We start from the raw sequence: 20,483 nt of genomic DNA on the forward strand, positions 1-20,483 counted from the left end.
TTTGCACTCATTGCGCCATCCGCCGCCGGGATATATTTACGCTCAATATGAACATCGTTCACAACAAGGAGGTTCCCCATGAAAGTATCAAAGAAAACTCTGCTTCTTATTGCAGGCACGGTATGGCTGATCGCCGGAATTAATATTCTGCGCTTAACTGCCGGTCAGTTGCAGATATTTTCCTCTTTCTGCATCCTGAACTGTACAGGCGTAACCCCGTAAGACTTTTTAAAAAGCCGGTTAAAATGCTCCACGCTTTCATACCCTACGTCTGCGGCAATGGATTCCACGGTCTGGCCCGATTCCTTCAAAAGGGCCCTGGCCTTGCGCATCCTGGCTTCCCTGACCACATCCTGGAAATTCATGCCTGTTCTGCTTTTGATATATTTTGAAATATAGGGCCTTGAAAGGTTAAAATTCTCAGCCAGATTCTCCAGCGTCACCTCCGAATAATGCCCATTGATATATTTTATAATGTCCACGATTCTTTCCTCCCTGCCTTCCCGAAGATTTTCATTTTCCGCCAGCTTATTGCCCGCCGATACCAGCGCCGCAACGGAGCTTTTGATGATATCCTCATCGATTCCCACGCCCCAGTACTCCTTCCCTTTGCAGGTAATTCCCACATAGGCCGCCGCCTTGGAGGAGGAGCCCCTGGAAATCGCGTGCTCTTCATAAACCGTCAGCTCATAGCTGATTCCAAAATACATCTTAATGGCGTTACTGACCGCATCCAGCCGCCCGTTACCGGTAGTTTCAATCACTCTTTTTTCTTTTCCCTGTTCAATGGTCACCTGCGCCGTAATCCCGTTCTCCTGCCGGAAATGGCATTCAGGGATATGAAAAATGCTTCTTGGCAAAATATAATTTTCTTCAAAAATCTGATAAATATCCGCCGGTGCCAGCTCCTGGTGCCTTCTGTCGGAAACGCCCTTGACCAGATATCCCACCTCTTCCTTCATGCCGTTCGGAAGGGAAATCCCATAATTCTGCTTCAGTATAAAAGCAATCCCTCCCTTACCCGACTGACTGTTAATCCGGATAACATCGGATTCATACTCCCTGCCCACGTCCCTGGGATCTATCGGCAGGTAAGGCACCGTCCACCGGCTGCCGCTCTTGCCTTCCTTCCACCAGGCCATGCCCTTGGAAATCGCGTCCTGATGGGAGCCAGAAAATGCCGTAAATACCAGGTCGCCGGCATAAGGCGTTCTTTCATTTACCTTCATTCCCGTCAAAAGCTCATAGGTCTCCCGGATTTTCATAATATTTCCAAAATCCAGCCCCGGTTCCACGCCATGGCAGACCATATTCATGGCCACCGTAACAAGATCCACGTTCCCGGTCCGCTCTCCGTTCCCGAATAAGGTGCCCTCCACTCTGTCCGCGCCGGCCAGGATTCCGAATTCTGCGTCGCTGATACCGCAGCCCCTGTCGTTATGAGGATGTACGCTGAGCACAACCCCATCCCTGTATTTCAGATTTTTATGGATATATTCCACCTGACAGGCAAATACATGCGGCATGGCAACCTGAACCGTGGTAGGTATGTTGATAACGGCCTTATGCTCCTTATCCGGCTTCCACACATCCAGCACCGCATTGCATACCTCCACCGCGTAATCCACTTCTGTCCCGGGAAAGCTCTCCGGGCTGTATTCAAAGGTAAAGTTCCCTTCTGTTTCTTCCGCCAGCGTCTTAAGCAGCTTCGCGCCGTCCACTGCCAGCTTTTTCACCTCTTCCCTGCTCTTTCCAAACACCTGCTCCCGCTGTGCCACAGAGGTGGAATTATAAAGGTGGACGATGGCATGGGGCGCGCCCTTCACGGCTTCAAAAGTCTTTCTGATAATATGCTCCCTCGCCTGGGTAAGCACCTGAATCGTCACATCCTCCGGAATCATATTTCTTTCGATTAGCGCCCTGATAAACGCATATTCCGTATCCGAGGCCGCCGGGAATCCCACCTCGATTTCCTTAAAGCCGATTTCCACCAGCATCCTGAAAAATTCCAGCTTTTCTTCCAGTCCCATCGGCTCAATGAGCGCCTGGTTCCCGTCTCTGAGGTCCACGCTGCACCAAATCGGCGCTTTTTCAATTGTATTCTTTTTCACCCAGTCATAAGTAACCTCGGGCGGTATAAAATAAGCTCTGCCATACTTTTCTGCTGCTTTCATTCCTTTTCCTCCTTACCGGTTCCGGATTTCCGGCTGCGTCTGCAGAAGGCTTTTTCCAGGATGCTTTTAATCAAAAGCCCTGCCAGAAGTGCGCCTTACTGCCGGCCATCTGTTTTACGGGACAAAAAAAGTCTCTATAAAAATGACTTCCCGAAAATCCGGTCATTCTTATAGAGACGTAAATTCACCTTTACGCGGTACCACTCTATTTCATGCTGCTTACGCACCATGCACTCAACGGCACTAACATGCCTTTCCCCTTTCTACGGCGGGTATTCCGTCTGCACCTACACAGCCCCTGAGGGTCTTCAGTCAGCTGCTCCAAGGTCAGTTCACAATCCGCTTCTGACTGTCTCGCACCACCCGGCAGTTCTCTGTTTTCCAGCTTCTGGCTACTACTCCTCTTCTCAGCATTTGTTTCATATTCAGTTTTGTAAATAGTAACACAGATTAAAAAATCCTACAAGGTATAATTTTAATCAATATTATTGATTTATTTTAACATTTATATCTGACAGGGGAGTACAGCAGCAGTTCCTTCCCTTCTATTAACTGGTGAGAAGACAGTTTTTACCCTCATTTTTACTAAAGCCTTCGGGAAAGCGGCCACATCCATCCTGTGAAACTAAATTTCCAGGCCAAAGCCCACGGCTTCCGCCATACAAGCGCATTCACGCCTCCGTTTAAAGCATTGCCCGCAGTATAAAAAATCCGCATCCCCTTTTTTCCAAGGCAGATGCGGATTTTTATACCGGAAAGAATTTCATGGAGTTCTTTCCGGTTAATACTTTACTTTCCCATAACTGAAACTATTTCCAGTTAACGATCTTTCCGAAGTCAGGCTTCAGAGCTGCTCCGCCTACCAGGCCGCCGTCAATATCAGGCTGAACGAACAGTTCCGGAGCGGTAGCTGCGTTTACAGATCCGCCGTACTGGATGCGGATAGCTTCTGCAGTTGCTTCGTCATAGATTTCACCGATGCATACACGGATTGCGGCACAAACCTCCTGCGCCTGCTCTGTGGTTGCAGTCTTGCCGGTTCCGATTGCCCAGATAGGCTCGTAAGCGATAACGGCTGTCTTAGCCTGCTCCGCTGTTACGCCCAGGAATGCAATCTTAATCTGCTGACGAATCCAGTCGATAGTAATTCCCTGCTCTCTCTGAGTAAGGGACTCGCCGCAGCAGATAATAGGAGTAATGCCATGCTCAAAAGCTTTGAGAACCTTCTTATTAACGGTCTCATTCGTTTCTGCAAAATACTCTCTTCTTTCAGAATGTCCAATGATAACGTATTTAACGCCAACATCAGTAAGCATATCAGGAGCGATTTCTCCGGTGTAAGCACCTTTCTCCTCATAATACATATTTTCAGCACCGATTTCGATGTTGCTTCCCTTAGCAGCTTCAATAGCGGGGATGATATCAATTGCAGGCACACAGAATACTACGTCAGCATCTTCTGTTGCTACAAGAGGCTTTAAGGTATTGATTAATTCAACAGCCTGGCTGGGAGTCATGTTCATCTTCCAGTTTCCGGCGATGATTTTCTTTCTTGCCATGATTATGGTCTCCTTAATATAAAAGTGAATTTTATCGTTTGCGGGAGGCAGCTCGCAGGCTGTCTCCCCGCGTCAAATAATATTATTTGTCATTTGCCGCTGCTACTCCGGGAAGCTCTTTGCCTTCCAGGAATTCCAGGGAAGCGCCGCCGCCGGTGGAGATGTGGCTCATCTTGTCACCGAAGCCAAGCTGGTTAACAGCCGCTGCGGAATCGCCGCCGCCGATGATGGTGGTTGCATCAGTTTCAGCCAGAGCCTTTGCAACTGCAATGGTTCCTTTTGCAAGAACAGGGTTCTCAAATACGCCCATAGGCCCGTTCCAAACAACGGTCTTGGCGGACTTAACAGCGTCTGCATAAGCCTCTGCCGTCTTGGGTCCGATATCCAGTCCCATCATGTCGGCAGGGATTGCATCTGCAGCATAAACCTCAACTTCGATTTCTGCATCGATCGGGCTGGGGAAGGACTTTGCAACAACAGCATCTTCGGGAAGAAGCAGCTTCTTGCCAAGCTTCTCAGCCTTTTCCATCATTTCCTTGCAGTATTCAACTTTTTCATCATCCACTAAGGATGCGCCGATTTCATATCCTTTTGCTTTCAGGAAGGTAAATGCCATACCGCCGCCGATGATCAGGGTATCGCATTTTTCAAGCAGATTAGAGATAACATTCAGCTTATCTGCAACCTTTGCGCCGCCAAGAATAGCAACGAAAGGTCTTACGGGATTCTCTACGGCATTTCCAAGGAAGTCGATTTCCTTCTGCATCAGATAACCAACAACTGCGGTATCAACCAGCTGTGCCACACCAACATTGGAGCAGTGTGCTCTGTGAGCGGTACCGAAAGCGTCGTTTACAAAAACGTCGCACAGGGAAGCCAGCTCTTTGGAGAAAGCTTCGCCGTTCTTGGTTTCTTCTGCTCTGTAACGGGTATTCTCAAGAAGGATAACGTCTCCGTCCTTCATAGCTTCTACTGCTGCTTTTGCATTAGGTCCTACCACTTCAGGATCTGCTGCAAATTTTACTTCCTGGCCAAGCAGCTCGGAAAGACGTGCTGCAACAGGTGCCAGAGACAACTCCGGCTTGGGTTCTCCCTTAGGCTTTCCAAGATGAGAGCAAAGGATAACCTTTCCTCCGTCTGCGATCAGCTTTTTGATAGTGGGAAGCGCCGCAACCAGACGGTTTTCATCTGTGATTTTGCCTTCCTTCAGCGGTACGTTGAAGTCGCATCTGCAAAGGACGCGTTTTCCTTTTACGTTGATATCATCAACGGATTTCTTATTCAATGACATGGTAAAAACCTCCTTAAAAATGAAAGAAGGATCCGGCCCTCATCAGACCGGACCCTTTATGAGCCTATGCCTTTACACCAGCTGGATTAAATTATGCTTCCAGCAGCTTGCCAAAGTGTTTGATTGTACGAACCATCTGGCTTGTGTAAGAATTCTCATTGTCGTACCAGGAAACAACCTGTACTTCAGATGTATTCTCGTCAATAGGAAGAACCATGGTCTGAGTAGCATCAAACAGGGAACCATATCTCATACCGATGATATCGCTGGATACGATTTCGTCTGTATTGTAACCGAAGGATTCGTTTGCAGCAGCCTTCATAGCATCGTTGATAGCTTCTTTTGTAGGCTGTCCTTTAACTACTGCTGTCAGGATTGTGGTAGATCCTGTAGGGGTAGGAACACGCTGAGCGGAACCGATCAGCTTGCCGTTCAGTTCAGGGATTACCAGGCCGATAGCCTTAGCAGCACCTGTGCTGTTGGGAACGATATTCACTGCTGCTGCACGGCTTCTTCTCTTGTCACCCTTTCTCTGAGGACCATCCAGAGTCATCTGATCGCCTGTGTAAGCGTGGATTGTGCACATAATACCGCTCTGGATCGGGAAAGCGTCGTTAAGAGCTTTAGCCATGGGAGCCAGGCAGTTTGTTGTGCAGGAAGCAGCGGAGATGATGTGATCATCTTTGCTCAGGGTTTCATGGTTTACATTGTAAACGATGGTAGGAAGATCGCTTCCGGCAGGTGCGGAAATGATAACGTGCTTAGCGCCGGCATCGATATGAGCCTGTGCTTTTGCTTTGGAGGTGTAGAATCCGGTACATTCCAGAACTACGTCTACTCCGATTTCTCCCCAAGGAAGCTCTGCAGCGTTAGCTTTTGCATAAATCTTGATTTCTTTTCCATCAACAGTGATGGAATCTTCGCCGAAAGATACCTTGTCTGCCAGAGCGTATCTGCCCTGTGTTGAATCATATTTCAGTAAGTGAGCCAGCATCTCGGGAGATGTTAAATCATTGATTGCTACGATTTCAAATCCTTCTGCTCCGAACATCTGTCTGAAAGCAAGACGTCCAATACGGCCAAAACCATTAATTGCTACTTTTACTGCCATTTTTAATTCCTCCTAAAAATGTTTTTTTATATTCTTTTATCAAGCACAGCAAATGGACCCACGTCCAGCGTAAGTCCTCACCTTGGACATTGCGGATTGGCATCCGGGCCTGTCCCAAAAGCTTGACAAAATTTTATCAGCACAATCATTTTACCTAATCTGCATAAAAATATCAAGACGTAATTAAAAAATTATTGGAAATCGCCCATTATTTTACAAAAAGTTTATAATTGGAGGGCTGGGGCTATCGTAAAAATAAAAGGAAAGGGGTGGTTTGGAAATAGTTTGAGGAGGGTAATTTTCTTTGCGTTTTTTTGGGGGATAGGATATACTTTTTAGAAGGATTTCACTTTTTATATATAATAGTGGATTGTTTAATAATGATAAGAAAGGCGGTTTTTGTATGGCGATTCGGGCGGATTTTCATTTGCATTCTTCTTTTTCGGGGGATTCTAAGGCTCCTATGGTGGAGATGGTTGAGAGAGGGATTGCGATGGGGCTTCGGCAGATGTGTTTTACGGAGCATATGGATTTTGATTTCCCGGTTTCGGAGGGGATTCCGAAGGGGTTTTTTGAGGTGAATACGGATGCTTATCTGTATGAGCTGCTGCGGTGCAGGGCGGTTTATGGGGACAGGATTAAGCTTTGCTTTGGGGTGGAGCTGGGGCTGCAGGCGTATCTGGCCGAGGTGCAGGAAGGGTATGTGAATTCTTTTCCTTTTGATTTTATTATCGGGTCTTCGCATTTGTGTAATGGGAAGGATCCGTATGATGCGGGGTTCTTTGCGGGGAGAAGTGAGGAGGCGGCTTACAGGGAGTACTTCGAATCCATAATTGACAATCTTGAGGTGTTTCATAATTTTGATATTTATGGGCATCTGGATTATGTGGTGCGGTATGGTCCGGATCAGGATAAGTTTTATACGTATGAAAAGTATCGGGATTTGTTTGAGAGGATGCTGGAGCTGCTGTTGGAGAATGGGATTGGCGTGGAAGTCAATACCGGGGGAATCGGTTATGGGCTGAAGGAGCTTCATCCTTGTCGGGAGGTGCTGAAGCGTTATCATGATCTGGGCGGGGAAATTGTGACGGTCGGGTCGGATGCTCACAGGCCTGCGGATATTTGCAGGGAGTTTAAGAGGGCTGAGGATTTTCTCAGGGACTGTGGTTTTTCTTATTATACGGTGTTTGATAGGCGTACTGCTTCTTTTATAAAGCTGTAGGCTGTCTTTTTCCGGCTCCTTATACGGTTTTGCAGGAGGGCTCCTAAGGCGGTCTTTTCCGGGGAGTTTTCTCCGGGGAACTTTTTTCGGGGAGGCTTCCTTTGGAGCCGGACAGACAGTGGTAATTTCCCAGAAGAGGCGGTTACATGCCGCAGAGGACGATGACTCGTTCCGGTGTTGTCTGTGCGGGTATGCTTCTGGTGGTCTGGCTGTATTGTACGGCCAGGGTATGGTTTCCCGGGTTTCCCATGAAGGTCTGGTTATTTGAGGTAACTACCTGGGTGGTGGGAGCCAGGTTGAGCTTGAGGCTCTGGTCGCTGCTCATGAGGAGGTTGTTGAAGTATCCCACGAATACATTCTGGCCTTCCTGGCGGGGCGCAATGACCGCCGCTTCATATTGGGGCGGGTAAATCGCAGGGACTGCTGTGTCGCCGCTGTAGAAAACGGTAACGGGCATGCTTTCATAAAGGGTGGTATAGTCTACCACGAAGGTAGATGCGTTCATTAAAAAATTTACGGTATTTCCCGCTTCATTTTCTACGGTCACCATCTGGGTGCATCCGTCATATCGTCCCATCATTCCCGGTGCAATTTCCAGGTGGGTGACGACGCCTTCAAATACCATGTAGACAGGTCTCTGTCTCATTCTGTACGAATTAAAATCCATATCCAATTTTCTGTTTTCCTTTATGGCCTTTTTCTTATATTTATGCGGTAAAGGGAAAGAAGTGCCTGTAGCATCCCATTTCCGGCCAAAACCGCCCTATCGGGCAGGGCGTCTGCTGCCGGGACAGGGAAGTTTGCTACATTCGCTTAAAATATTTCCAGAAATCTATGGTTTCCTGTAAATCCGCTTCATTTTCAAAGAGTGAAAATTCTTTTCCCACTTCGATTGCAAAATCCACGTAGGCATTGGCCCGGGAGGTTATGATATGGTTATCCCTCGTTATGTCGGCATCCTCCGAGTGGATTGATTTCACATCCTGTAAGATGCCCGCCGCATCCAACACATCGACGCCGGCGCAAATACCTGCAATTACTTTTCCGCCTTTTTTAATGTTTTTAAGCAGTTCATAGACCATCTCATTTTTAATGCCTGAAACATCGCCGCCCGGAATAATGATGCTTCTTATTTCACCGGCATTTATATCCGGCAGCTTTGCGTTTACATTTATGGAGTATCCTTCCATTGAGGTAATCCGTCTGCCGTCAATGGAGCAGAAGACAACCTCCGAGCCGGTGAATTTCAAAAAATAATTCAGGATTACTATTTCATAAATACAGGCTAATGCCTTCATCCCTGTAGTCTTTGTGGCACCAATCCGTTTTTGATATCTTCAAAATAGAAGGTCTTTTGTGTCGTATAATTTGCTATCGTTATATAGCTTCCTTCGCATGCAAAATATACGTTAACAGGCCTGAAGGACTGTGTGGCGGTAAAATTCAATTTCTTAGGCTTTCCTTTTGCTGTTTTGGGCAGGACCAGCTTTTTGTTTTCTGCAGTCTCTACATAGAGTTCACTTTCCCTGTATCTGAAATTTTCCTCCCGGCAGTCTGAAGTTATAATTTCCTTTTTAATAATATTCCCGTCAAAATAATATAGGGTGCCTTTGATATCCATCACTTCCCAATGCGCTTCCACAGGTTCCAGCCCCAGATACCTTCTTTGTTCTTTAGTTAACATAAATTTGTTATCCACAAAGGTTCTCCTTCCTTGCACAAAACCTGACAGAGCCATCAACGGCAAAACGGCATAGTCTGCGCGACTATGCCGTTTTGTCTCTCTATTTTTTCCGCAGGCTGCGGCTTGAACGGACAGCGCCAGGATAAACGCATCAGCATAGGCGCTGTCCTTCCCGACGTCCGAGTCTGCAGCATCAAGCCGTCTTTCTTTTTACTCTATGGTTCCGCCGCCCAGTACATATTCGCCGTCATAGAAAACAACTGCCTGGCCCGGGGTTACGGCGCGGACCGGCTCTTCAAAGGTGCATTTGATTCGGTCCTCTCCTGTCTTTTCTATGAGGCAGAAGGTGCCGCTGTGGCCATAGCGTATTTTGGCTTTCACACGCATGGGCTGCTCCAGATCCGAGACGGACATGAAATTCAGGCCGCTGCAGGTGAGTGTGCGTGAAAAAACATCTTCATTTTCCCCGATGACAACTTCATTGGTTTCCGGGTTGATCCGGGTGACAAAGACCGGATGGCCCATGGAAAGGTTCAGGCCTTTTCTCTGGCCTACGGTATAGTGGGTGATGCCTTTATGTTTTCCAAGGATTTCTCCGGTGACGGATACGAAATTGCCGGGGCTGGGGACAGAGTCTGTACATTCCCTTTCGATAAAAGCGGCATAATCGTGATCCGGTATAAAACAGATTTCCTGGCTGTCTTTTTTGTGCGCTACCGGCAGCCCCGCTTCCCGGGCTATCCTGCGGATCTCATCCTTAGGGTAGGCGCCTACGGGCATCAGGGTATGGGCAAGCTGCTTCTGGGTCAGGTTGTAAAGGGCGTAGGTCTGATCCTTTGCCGCCGTAACGGAATTGCGTATGGCGTATCTTTTGTTGGGAAGCTGTTCAATGCGGGCATAGTGGCCGGTTGCGATATAATCGGCACCCAGTCCCAGGCTTTTGGTGAGCAGGGATTCCCATTTCACATACCTGTTGCAGGCAATGCATGGGTTGGGGGTTCTGCCCTTCAGGTATTCCGCCGTAAAATAATCCATCACATATTGTCTGAATTCCTTCTTGAAATTCATAACATAGTAAGGAATATCCAGCTTTTCGGCAACCCTCCTGGCATCGTCCACAGCGCTCAGACCACAGCAGCCTCCGTTTTCTTCCCTGGTTTCCTCCGCCTCATCCTGCCAGATCTGCATGGTGACGCCGATGACCTCATAACCCTGTTCTTTCAGCAAAAGGGCAGCCACGGAGGAATCCACGCCTCCGGACATGCCCACAACTACTTTTTTGCTCATATTTTAGTATTCTTCCTCTGCTTCTTCTTCTCCTTCGTGAATATCGGACTTGGGTTTTTCCAGTCCTTCAATGGTAATGCCATGCTTCTGGGCATAATCCCAGAGCGCCGCATGGATGGCTTCCTCTGCGAGCAGGGAACAGTGTACCTTTACGGGCGGAAGGCCGTCCAGCGCCTCCATAACCGCCTTATTGGTCACTTCCATGGCTTCCTGGATGCTCTTGCCCTTTACCAGCTCGGTTGCCATACTGCTGGTGGCAACAGCCGCGCCGCAGCCAAAGGTTTTGAATTTAACGTCGCGGATAATGCCTTGCTCGTCAATATCCAGATAAATTCTCATGATGTCGCCGCATTTGGCGTTTCCTACGGTGCCAACGCCGCTTGCGTTCTCTATTTCCCCCACGTTACGGGGATGTTCAAAATGATCCATTACTTTTTCGCTGTACATATCGTTATCCTTTCCGTTTCCTGATTGATTTCCTTATTTCTGTTTTTTTACAAAATCCTCGTACAGAGGAGACATATTTCTGAGTTTGGTTACGATTTCCTTAATTGCGGCCACCGTTGTGTCCATTTCTTCCTTCGTATTTTCTTCATTCAATGTCAGACGCAGGGAACCATGCGCGATTTCATGAGGAAGGCCGATGGCAAGAAGGACATGGGAGGGATCCAGGGAACCCGAGGTACAGGCAGAACCGCTGGAAGCGCAGATGCCTTTCATATCAAGCATGATAAGAAGGGATTCCCCTTCCACAAAACGGAAGCTGAAATTCACGTTGTTTGGAAGCCTTCTGTTACGATCTCCGTTCAGGCGGCAGTAAGGGATTTCCTTTTCAATCTGCTCTATCAGATAGTCTCTCAGTTCGGTTTCCTTTGCCCTTTTCTCTTCCAGAATGGAAAATGCCCGTTTGGCAGCGGCGCCCATGCCTACGATGCCCGGAACGTTCTCCGTGCCGGCCCTTCTGCCACGCTCCTGCTGCCCGCCGTGGATAAAGGAACGGATCTTGATTCCTTTCCTGATATAAAGGAAGCCGATTCCCTTCGGTCCGTTCAGCTTGTGCCCGCTGGCGCTGAGCATATCGATATGGCATTCATCCACATTTATTGGCAACTGGCCATAAGCCTGTACTGCGTCCGTATGGAACAGGACATTGTGTCTGGACGCGATTTCACCGATTTCCTTAATGGGCTGGACTGTGCCGATTTCATTATTGGCAAACATGACGGAAATCAGGATAGTGTCCGGCCGGATGGCTTTTTCCAGCTCGTCCAGCTTTACTATACCATTTTCGTCCACATTTACATAAGTAATTTCACAGCCCTTCTTCTCCAGATATTCACAGGTATGGAGAATGGCGTGATGCTCTATTTTGGAGGTGATGATATGCTTTCCTTTGGATGCATAGGCCTCCGCAGCAGCTTTCAGCGCCCAGTTGTCCGCTTCAGAGCCTCCGGCTGTGAAATAAATTTCATTGCTGGCAGCGCCCAGGGAACCGGCTATGATATCCTTCGCCTCGCTCACGGCCTTCTTGCTCTCCGTGCCCAGGGAATAAATGCTGCTGGGGTTCCCGTAGTTCTCCGTGAACCAGGGAAGCATGGCCTGTACCACCTCAGGCGCGGTTTTCGTGGTTGCCGCATTATCCAGATAAATCAGTTTATTCATTATTCTACTCTCCTGTCTGCATGAAATGCATCTTTTTCTATATGGAGACGGTTTTGGGAAAACATCAATTCCTACTAAACCGCTTCGTTTTCTATGGTTAATATAACACCGCCTCTGCGTTCTGTCAACAGGCTCCTCTGCATATATTTACCAAAAGAGCCATTGCGGTCACTGTTTACAGTCACTGTCCGCGCAAAGATTGGAGCAGTATGCGCATTAAGAAAAATACCCTGATCACCGGAACGATCATTCTTACAGTCACAGGCCTTGCCAGCCGTCTCATCGGTTTCTTTTACCGCATCTTTCTTTCCCGGCTGTTCGGCGAAGAAAATATGGGGATTTATCAGCTGATCGGGCCGGTCATGGCTCTCGTTTTTTCCCTGTCCGCGGCCGGGCTGCAGAACGCCATTTCCAAGTTCGTGGCAGGTGAAACAGCTACCCATGATTATAAAGTATCTTTGCGCATTTTGCTAGTAGGATTTACATTCTCGCTCACTTTATCCACCTTCTGCCTCATTGGCGTTTATAATTTTTCTGATTTTATTGCTTCTTATCTGCTGTTTGAACCCAGATGCGCGCCGCTTCTGCGTATTGCAGCGCTGTCTTTCCCGTTTGCCTCCGTCCATTCCTGCATAAACGGCTATTTTTACGGTGTCAGGAAAACCGGCGTCCCTGCGGCAACCCAGCTTACCGAACAGCTCTTCCGGGTGGGAAGCGTCTTCCTTATCGCTTCCATGTGCATAAAGGAGGGAAAGGAGCCTACCATCGCGGTTGCCGCAGCCGGTCTCGCCATTGGAGAGCTTTCCTCCATGCTTCTTGCTCTTCCCGCAGCATACCTTCATTTTGTAAAAAAAGCATACCCCGGCGGAAGGCCGCCCTCCGGCACGCTGCACCGGAAAACCACAGGCTCCGGCCCGGCCCGGCTCGTTCAGGCTTACGGCAGGCTGAGCCGTCAGATTCTTGGTTTTGCTGCGCCATTAAGCGCCAACCGGCTGTGCCTGAATGTCCTCCAGGCTATTGAAGCCGCCTGTATTCCGGCAAAGCTGCAGGTTTACGGCCATTCAGTCAGTGATTCCCTGAGTGTTTACGGCGTATTGACGGGAATGGCCCTGCCGCTTATTTTTTTCCCGGGCACACTGACCAACTCTGTTTCCGTACTGCTCATGCCCGCCATATCCGAGGCCGATGCCACAAATAACCAGAAGGTCATCCGCAAAGCCGTCCGCAAATGCCTGGGATACTGCCTTCTGCTGGGCTGTATCTGCCTTGTGTGCTTTCTGACGTTCGGCCCCACGGTGGGAAGGATGTTGTACAACAGTGAAATGGCCGGCCATTTTATTATGATTCTCAGCTTTATGTGCCCTTTTCTGTACCTGAACACCACCCTGACCAGCATTCTCCACGGCCTTGGCAAAACCGGCTATTCCTTTTTCCTCAACCTGACCAGCATTCTGCTGCGTCTGCTTTTTGTTTTCCAGGCCATACCGGTCTATGGAATCAGGGGATATCTGGCCGGTATGCTGCTAAGCCAGCTTTACACCACGCTCTGCTGCCTGATCCCTCTGCGCAAATATCTGCTGCCGGGCTGAACAGCCCGATGCCGGCTGGCGGACACAGAGGCGCGGCCACAGGGCGGCGATGGCAGGAGCCCAAACGGGGTGTGAACAGTAACACGTCTGCGCAGACCTGCCTGAAAGCTTCCCGGGAAAACTTGCACATTACGTTTTTCTATATTATAATGTACGCGGACAGTTGCATCCGATACCGCCTGCGGCGGAGACTGCCTGTCCGTGAAGGAGGCTGCCCGAAGGCCGGATGGTTTTCGTTTATCCGGACGACGCGTTTTCATTTCCGGCAGCGATATCGTTCTGACGGCGGAGCAATAACTGCCGGCGGACGGTTTTATTTTTACAGAGGAGATTATGTATTATGAGTTTTGAATTTATAAGGAAATTACCCACCCCAGATGAAATCAGGAAAGAATATCCCATGCCGGAAAGGCTGGTCAGGCTGAAGGAAGAACGGGATCAGGAAATAAGGGATGTCATTACCGGAAAAAGCAATAAATTACTTGTGATTATCGGCCCCTGCTCCGCAGACAATGAAGACGCTGTCTGTGATTACATAGCAAGACTTGCAAAGGTAAATGAAAAAGTAAAGGACAAGCTAATCCTGATTCCCCGGATTTACACCAACAAACCCCGCACCACCGGCGAAGGCTATAAGGGAATCGTGCACCAGCCTGATCCGGAGAAAAAGCCCGACTTCCTGCAGGGACTCATCGCCATGCGGAAAATGCACATTCGCGCCATCGATGAATCCGGCCTTACCGCTGCAGATGAAATGCTTTATCCTGAAAACTGGCGTTATCTTTCCGATATTCTCTCTTATGTGGCTATCGGCGCGCGCTCCGTGGAGGATCAACAGCACCGCCTTACCGTCAGCGGCTTTGACGTCCCCGCAGGTATGAAAAACCCTACCAGCGGCGATTTCTCCGTGATGCTCAATTCCGTATATGCAGCGCAGCATCCCCATTCCTTCATCTACCGGGGCTGGGAGGTCAACACCACAGGCAATGAGCTTGCGCATACCGTGCTGCGTGGCGCCACCAACAAGCACGGCCGTAATATTCCCAACTACCATTATGAGGATCTGAATACGCTTCTCACCCTCTATAACGAACGGGATCTGAAGAATCCCGCCTGCATCATTGATGCCAACCACAGCAATTCCGACAAAAAGCATGAACAGCAGATACGTATCGTCAAGGAGGTCATGCACAGCCGCAAGCTGAACAGAGACATCCATTCTCTTGTAAAAGGCGTTATGGTGGAAAGTTACATCGAGGAGGGCTGCCAGAAGGTCGGCGGCGGGGTATATGGTAAATCCATCACTGATCCCTGCCTGTCCTGGGAGGATTCCGAAAGACTGATTTATGATATTGCCGAATACGAATAGAATAGAAGCAAAAAACAGGAAATCCCGGAGAAACGGCAGTTTCTCCGGGATTTCAGCGTCTGAATACGGCAGTTATGGTCAGATACTTATCATAAGCATCCGACGCATACAGCAGGCCGAATACATCGGTATTCCTGTCAATATTGTTTTTCCTTGCCACATGGGCGGGGATTTCCAGAACCATATTTACACCGATGATATCTGACAGTTCCCCTTCCGACAGTTCTTTCTGCAGCGCTTCCTGCGATACCCTGCTTACTGCGCTGTCCCTGGCCGGGCTGCCCTCCAGCCCGATGGTAAGATATCCTGTCCCGTCTTTCTGCTCATACCCTTCCGCCGTGCAGCCCATGCACACAAAGGGAGAAAAACCGCTTAAATGATACAGGATAATCGTCATCACAATAACGGCCAGGACCGCTGTAGAGAAAATGGCCGCCAGTACTTTTCTATTCATGCTTTTCCTCCTTCTCCTGATCCTCCGCTTTAAAACCCGGAGCAATCAGCAGCTTTACCGCAAAAAAGGAAATAATGCCTTTCTGTTTCCATTTTAACACATATTTCCATTGAATTCATCTTTTTATCCTTCCCAGTCTTCGGAAATTCTCAGTCCTGCCGTATCCACCACCGGCAGGGAAAACAGGATTGATTTTGCCTTGCTTTCCAGCCCTGCTTTTTCCATAATGGCCTTCATGATTTCCTTTTTCTTTTCAGTCCTGGTTACAATGAAAGTCATTTCCTTTTCCGATGCCAGGGAAACGCCGAGAAACTTCTCCGCCCTCTCCATTCCGGTTCCCTTGGCATGAATGACGGTTCCGCCGCCTGCCCCAGCTTCCCTGGCGGCATCTGTCACCAGATTCGTATACCCGAAATCGGAAACCACCACAATCAGTTCATATTCCGTATCCTTCAATGATGTCTCCTCCTCTTTTTCAAATTCCTGTCCTGCCAGCATAAGCTGAAGCGCCTTTTTCCCTCCGATGCTGCTCACGGGAACGAGAAAGGAAATTCCCATTCCCGGAACATCTATGCCCAGCTTGTGTTCCATCCCTCTCTTTACCCGCTTCCACACATCTCCTGTCACCATGGAAAAAAGCACTATTTTTTCACTTCCCTCCAGTCCGAGGCAGTCCAGTATTTCATTACCGGCCGTCCCCTTGCCCAGAGCCACCATCATAACAGGAAGGTTCTCCGTCCGATTCAGCGCGGCGAACTGCTCGCCCTGGCCCCGCCCTGTAATCGTAACCATTAAATATACTTTACTCATATACGTTTCTCCTACAGGTCAATAATGTCATAATCACCCCAGTCAGCAGCATCTGCGGCAACAGCGGCAATCCCTGCCTGCCCGATCTCCGCTTTGCCCGCGCGCAGCCGGAAAACAAGGCCCAGTATCTGTATGGTAATCAGCGGCGTCATGGCAACCATGGCGACCACGCCGAACGCGTCCGCAATAATATCTCCTCCCACCGCCGAACAGGCTCCCATGGCAAAGGGAAGCAGAAAGGTGGCGGTCATAGGCCCGGAGGCGACTCCGCCGGAGTCAAAAGCGATGGCCGTAAATATTTTCGGTACGAAAAAGGACAGGCCCAGCGCTATAAAATATCCCGGAACAAGGAACCACAGAATCGAAATACCGGTCAGCACCCGTATCATGGCAAGCCCCAGAGACACGGAAACACCGATGGAAAGGCTCATGCTCATGGCCTTTGCCGAAATGGCTCCGTCCGTTATCTCCTCCACCTGCTTGGTCAGCACAAATACGGCAGGCTCTGCCAGTACAATAAAATACCCAATCAGCATACCGATAGGCACAATAATCCAGCGGTATGGAAGTCCGGCAATCACTCTGCCCAGATAATTTCCCGCAGGCATAAAGCCCACATTCACACCCGTAAGAAACAGCACAAGACCCACATAGGTATAGATGAGCCCCACGCTTATTTTAACCAGGCTTTTTCCGGGAACCAGCCTGAAAATCATCTGGAAGAGGAAAAAGAAAACCACAATCGGCAGAAGGGAAACAGCCATCTCCTTCAAATAAGACGGAAAGCCTGCCTGAAAAACTTTCCACAGCTCTACCGTGTCCGCTATTTCCGGTATCTCCACAGGCACATAATCCCCGCTTCCCGGGCGGTAAATCATTCCCAGCAGAAGCACTGCCAGAATCGGCCCGATGGAACACAGGGCAACCAGCCCAAAGCTGTCATCCGAAGCGTGACGGTCATTTCTTACGGCAGAAATACCGATACCCATTGCCATAATAAAAGGCACTGTCATAGGCCCGGTGGTAACGCCGCCGGAATCAAAAGCCACGGACAGAAAATCCTTCGGTACAAAAAAAGTGAGTAAAAATACGATTCCATAGAAAAAAAGGAGCAACGGAGGAAGGGCCATGCTGAACAGCATACGCAGCAGAGCAACCACAAGAAAAATTCCCACGCCAAAGGCCACTGCCAGAATCAGAATCAGATTGGGTACGGATGGCACCTGTTCCGCCAGAACCTGGAGATCCGGCTCGGATATCGTGATGATGAAGCCCAGAATGAAACTCATGGGCACTGCAACCCACAGCTTTCTTGACTGTGTCATGCACGTTCCCACCCGTTCCCCCATAGGCGTCATAGCCATATCCACGCCCATAGTAAACAGTACCATTCCCGCGGTAAGCAACGCCGCCCCTATGAGAAATGCCATGAGGATTCCCGGAGAAACCGGGGCTATGGATAAACATAAAATCAATACAATTGCGATGACAGGAAACACTGCCTTTCCTGTTTCTTTTAACTTTTCCTGGAGATTTGTGCGAAAAAACTTCAAAAATACGCTGCCTTTCTGTTGTGTTATCGGCGCCGACGCCAACATGATTTGAGGTTACACGATAAAAGAATAATGGACTGCCATAACTGTCCGGTAGCGTTACAGTCATAATCTGTTTTCATTATAGCATGAACAGTGAAAAACAGGATAGCAAAAATTTGCCCTCTCCTACAACTTTTAACATTTTTTTAACGCGATACAGCAGAAAGGATGTATCGCGTTAATAGTTTATTTCCTCAATGTTTATTTCCAGGTATTTATTTTCCCGATGTTTATTCCCTTGTGATTATTTTCTTGGATGCGCCTGCTGGTACACGCTTCGGATGCGGGAACCGCCTATGTTGGCATAAACCTGCGTGGAAGAAATGTCGGAATGCCCCATCATTTCCTGCACACTGTGCAGATCCGCCCTTTTTTCCACCAGATGGGCCGCAAAAGAATGCCGGAGCGTATGCGGCGTTATGTCCGCTTCTATCCCGGCCTTAGCGGCATAATATTTAATCAGCTTCCAGAACCCCTGACGGCTCATGGGCTTACCGGAGCAGTTAACGAAAAGAGTCTCAGTCTGCGTCCCTTTTATCAGGATATCCCGGGCTTCCTTCAGATAAAGAAGCAGCGCCTCCTTCGCCTGGTTCCCAAAAGGTATGGCACGTTCCTTCGACGAATCCCTGCATATTATATAGCCCAGCCTGAGATTCAAATCAGTTACCTGCAGAGAAATCAGCTCGGAAACCCGGATACCGGTGGCATACAGCAGCTCCAGCATGGCTCTGTCCCGAATCTCCTTGGGCGTATTCCTGCCCGGCTGCTCCAGAAGCCGGACCACTTCTCCCATTGTCAGAATTTCCGGCATTTTCTTCTCAATCCTGGGAGCCTTCAGATTCTCAGACACATCCTCCGAAACCATGCCCTTTTTGACCATAAAATGAAAAAAAGCCTTTACAGCCGCTATATGCCGGGATACGGTAGCCGTTGCGAACTGGTTCTTCTCAAGAAAAAGGATGTAGGAATTCAGGGAAGTCTCCGTTATCCGGCCCGGCTCCTCAATCCCCTGCTCCTTCAAAAAGCTCTGAAGCTTCTGCAGATCTCTTTTATAGGAAAGCTCCGTGTTCTCCGACGTCTTCTTCACATCATGAAGATAAATAACAAACTCCCGTATCTCTTTTTCCATGCTCCAATGCCTTCCTGCTTCGTTGTTTATGTAAACCAAAAAAGATTCAAAACATATTATAATCAGTTTTTCGAAGAAAAGCAATGCGCATTTTTGCCGATTTTACGGGGATTTTTACAACAATTTGCTTGAAGCACAAGATATCGGTAATCGAAATTATGTTTGTACCAGATATTGTTCCTGTTTTCAGAAAAAGAAAAATACTTTTTGTAATATTATCGGATTGATATAGCTCTCCACCAGACAGCCTGCCAGCAGCATTCCCAGGATTACAAGCAAAGTGCCTAAACGAAGCGCTCCCCGTTTTCCTCCTGCGCCGCTTCCGTAACGGCCATTGTATACCCTATCCTGAAAACCCTGGCACCACCGGAAAAGGAACAGATAGGCCGGCGCCAGAAGCAGGACCTGCGGGAAAATTCCTCCAGAGAAAAGGAGAATCCCGCGGATGCCGTACCGGATAGAGAGCACCGACAGAATCGTCCCTGCACAAAATCCGGTCCAGACCAGATACAGACTTACCGCCATACCTCCAATACCCGCCACAGCCAGCACCGCAAGAAGCACCGCAGGCGCCAGCCTCTGCTTGATGCTGTAAAAGAAAAGCATGGAGCTGTCGATATCCAATACCCCCATTCTTCCCACACTGAAGCTGTCCAGGAAATCCGCATTTACCACCAGGCTTTCCTGTCCTATGTAAATAAGAGCAAGTCCTGTCAGAAAACCGGCTGTAAAGAGCACAAGAATGCGCCCGTTAAGTTTTGCATCTGCCAAACTACCTTTTTCCATATAAAAACCCCTTTGCCTGCTTTTTTTAATATATGCGTCGGTCAACGCACACATGCATGCAAAGGGGTTAACCCTGCCGGTTCATACTCCGGCCAGGCCGCAAATCAAAGACCCCGCTGCAGAGCAGCGGGGTCTTTGACCCTCGCGGCAGTCGCCAAATAGCCATGCAAGCATGGCTACTTGGCTCGTTGCTCGCGGGAATAAAATACTTTCGCTCTTATTTACATAAATATTTCGCCCTGTAGCTCATAATCGAGGAAATCGTCTTGGAATCCTCTATTTCCCCTGACAGGATTTTCTTACAGAGTTCATCAACTGTGTAAGCTTCCACATTAATGTATTCATCCTCATCCAGATGCTGGCTTCCCGGTGTCAAATCCGTAGCCACATAAATGTCAATTTTTTCATTGCAGAAAGCCACGGTGGTCCTTATGGTAATCAGCCACTCCATTTTTCCGGCATGGCAGCCCGTTTCCTCCTCCAATTCCCTGGCAGCGGCCTCCATCGTCGGCTCTCCCGGCCCGTTCAGACCTCCGGCCGGGATTTCCAGCGTATACCTGTCCAATGCATTCCGGTACTGCCTTACCATCAGCAGCTTTCCATCCGCGGTAACCGGCACCACTGCCGCCGCACCCTGGTGCTTGATAAAATCCCATTTTACAATATTTCCATTGGGCACCTGCACCGTATCCTTATAAAAATCAATAATGGAACCCTTATAAACCAGTTCCCTGTCCAACCGTTTGAATTCGTCAGCCATA

Annotated in this window: 19 protein-coding genes; 3 read left to right on the forward strand and 16 right to left on the reverse strand. The window is 48.8% G+C overall.

Translation table 11 applies throughout. The annotated features are described in order from the left end of the window. Window positions 1-164 precede the first annotated feature (164 nt). From FYJ45_RS16580 to gap, 4 genes are all read right to left on the reverse strand, one after another. Window positions 165-2,174 (reverse strand): 2-isopropylmalate synthase, encoded by a 2,010-nt coding sequence (locus FYJ45_RS16580; RefSeq protein WP_154465893.1) that lies wholly within the window; start codon window positions 2,172-2,174, stop codon window positions 165-167. 809 nt (window positions 2,175-2,983) lie between these two features. Continuing rightward, window positions 2,984-3,733, reverse strand: coding sequence for a triose-phosphate isomerase (gene tpiA / locus FYJ45_RS16585; RefSeq protein WP_021636646.1), 750 nt, complete (start codon window positions 3,731-3,733; stop codon window positions 2,984-2,986). Window positions 3,734-3,815: 82 nt separating this feature from the next. Next, window positions 3,816-5,024, reverse strand: a complete 1,209-nt coding sequence (locus FYJ45_RS16590; protein ID WP_021636647.1) for a phosphoglycerate kinase — start codon at window positions 5,022-5,024, stop codon at window positions 3,816-3,818. Window positions 5,025-5,115: 91 nt separating this feature from the next. After that, the gene (gene gap / locus FYJ45_RS16595) at window positions 5,116-6,135 is read right to left on the reverse strand and encodes a type I glyceraldehyde-3-phosphate dehydrogenase (RefSeq protein WP_154465895.1); all 1,020 of its coding nucleotides are present in this window, start codon (window positions 6,133-6,135) and stop codon (window positions 5,116-5,118) included. A gap of 403 nt (window positions 6,136-6,538) precedes the next feature. Here gap and FYJ45_RS16600 point away from each other — a divergent pair, with 403 nt between their 5' ends. Then, window positions 6,539-7,357: a histidinol-phosphatase HisJ family protein gene (locus tag FYJ45_RS16600; RefSeq protein WP_154465897.1), complete on the forward strand. Its 819-nt coding sequence runs from the start codon at window positions 6,539-6,541 to the stop codon at window positions 7,355-7,357. Window positions 7,358-7,499: 142 nt separating this feature from the next. On the opposite strand, the gene FYJ45_RS16605 is transcribed toward FYJ45_RS16600, so the two are convergent. From FYJ45_RS16605 to nifS, 6 genes are all read right to left on the reverse strand, one after another. Next, window positions 7,500-8,024: a hypothetical protein gene (locus tag FYJ45_RS16605; protein ID WP_021636651.1), complete on the reverse strand. Its 525-nt coding sequence runs from the start codon at window positions 8,022-8,024 to the stop codon at window positions 7,500-7,502. Window positions 8,025-8,160: 136 nt separating this feature from the next. Then, complete coding sequence (locus tag FYJ45_RS16610) at window positions 8,161-8,655, reverse strand: DJ-1/PfpI family protein (protein WP_154465899.1); 495 nt, start codon at window positions 8,653-8,655, stop codon at window positions 8,161-8,163. Continuing rightward, window positions 8,652-9,056, reverse strand: coding sequence for a hypothetical protein (locus FYJ45_RS16615; protein WP_154465901.1), 405 nt, complete (start codon window positions 9,054-9,056; stop codon window positions 8,652-8,654). Before FYJ45_RS16615 ends, FYJ45_RS16610 begins: the two co-directional genes overlap by 4 nt. Window positions 9,057-9,251: 195 nt before the next feature. Beyond that, window positions 9,252-10,328, reverse strand: coding sequence for a tRNA 2-thiouridine(34) synthase MnmA (gene mnmA / locus FYJ45_RS16620; protein ID WP_154465903.1), 1,077 nt, complete (start codon window positions 10,326-10,328; stop codon window positions 9,252-9,254). A 3-nt stretch (window positions 10,329-10,331) separates the two neighbouring features. Further along, window positions 10,332-10,775 carry a Fe-S cluster assembly scaffold protein NifU gene (gene nifU, locus FYJ45_RS16625; RefSeq protein ID WP_154465905.1) on the reverse strand — a complete coding sequence of 148 codons (444 nt, stop codon included), beginning with the start codon at window positions 10,773-10,775 and terminating at the stop codon, window positions 10,332-10,334. Window positions 10,776-10,808: 33 nt separating this feature from the next. Further along, a complete protein-coding gene (gene nifS / locus FYJ45_RS16630; RefSeq protein WP_154465907.1) occupies window positions 10,809-11,990 on the reverse strand; it encodes a cysteine desulfurase NifS in 1,182 nt (393 codons plus the stop codon). 209 nt (window positions 11,991-12,199) lie between these two features. On the opposite strand from nifS, the gene FYJ45_RS16635 reads away from it, so the two are divergent. Together FYJ45_RS16635 and FYJ45_RS16640 are read left to right on the forward strand one after the other, a co-directional pair. Next, window positions 12,200-13,579, forward strand: coding sequence for a putative polysaccharide biosynthesis protein (locus tag FYJ45_RS16635; protein ID WP_154465909.1), 1,380 nt, complete (start codon window positions 12,200-12,202; stop codon window positions 13,577-13,579). A gap of 340 nt (window positions 13,580-13,919) precedes the next feature. Next, window positions 13,920-14,948, forward strand: coding sequence for a 3-deoxy-7-phosphoheptulonate synthase (locus FYJ45_RS16640; protein WP_154465911.1), 1,029 nt, complete (start codon window positions 13,920-13,922; stop codon window positions 14,946-14,948). A gap of 52 nt (window positions 14,949-15,000) precedes the next feature. On the opposite strand, the gene FYJ45_RS16645 is transcribed toward FYJ45_RS16640, so the two are convergent. The 6 genes from FYJ45_RS16645 to FYJ45_RS16670 form a co-directional block, all read right to left on the reverse strand. Next, window positions 15,001-15,402 carry a hypothetical protein gene (locus tag FYJ45_RS16645; RefSeq protein ID WP_154465913.1) on the reverse strand — a complete coding sequence of 134 codons (402 nt, stop codon included), beginning with the start codon at window positions 15,400-15,402 and terminating at the stop codon, window positions 15,001-15,003. A gap of 123 nt (window positions 15,403-15,525) precedes the next feature. Then, entirely contained in the window at window positions 15,526-16,212 is a 687-nt protein-coding gene (locus tag FYJ45_RS16650; protein ID WP_021636662.1) for a P-II family nitrogen regulator, read from the reverse strand. 11 nt (window positions 16,213-16,223) lie between these two features. Continuing rightward, window positions 16,224-17,810, reverse strand: a complete 1,587-nt coding sequence (locus FYJ45_RS16655) for a DUF1538 domain-containing protein (RefSeq protein ID WP_154465915.1) — start codon at window positions 17,808-17,810, stop codon at window positions 16,224-16,226. 241 nt (window positions 17,811-18,051) lie between these two features. Then, window positions 18,052-18,936, reverse strand: coding sequence for a site-specific tyrosine recombinase XerD (xerD, locus tag FYJ45_RS16660; protein ID WP_154465917.1), 885 nt, complete (start codon window positions 18,934-18,936; stop codon window positions 18,052-18,054). 186 nt (window positions 18,937-19,122) lie between these two features. After that, window positions 19,123-19,722 carry a stage II sporulation protein M gene (locus FYJ45_RS16665; RefSeq protein ID WP_195841856.1) on the reverse strand — a complete coding sequence of 200 codons (600 nt, stop codon included), beginning with the start codon at window positions 19,720-19,722 and terminating at the stop codon, window positions 19,123-19,125. Between the two features lie 217 nt (window positions 19,723-19,939). Then, window positions 19,940-20,482: an NUDIX domain-containing protein gene (locus FYJ45_RS16670; RefSeq protein ID WP_154465921.1), complete on the reverse strand. Its 543-nt coding sequence runs from the start codon at window positions 20,480-20,482 to the stop codon at window positions 19,940-19,942. Window position 20,483: the final 1 nt, after the last annotated feature.

Source organism: Eisenbergiella porci (genome assembly GCF_009696275.1).
Lineage (GTDB): Bacteria > Bacillota > Clostridia > Lachnospirales > Lachnospiraceae > Eisenbergiella > Eisenbergiella porci.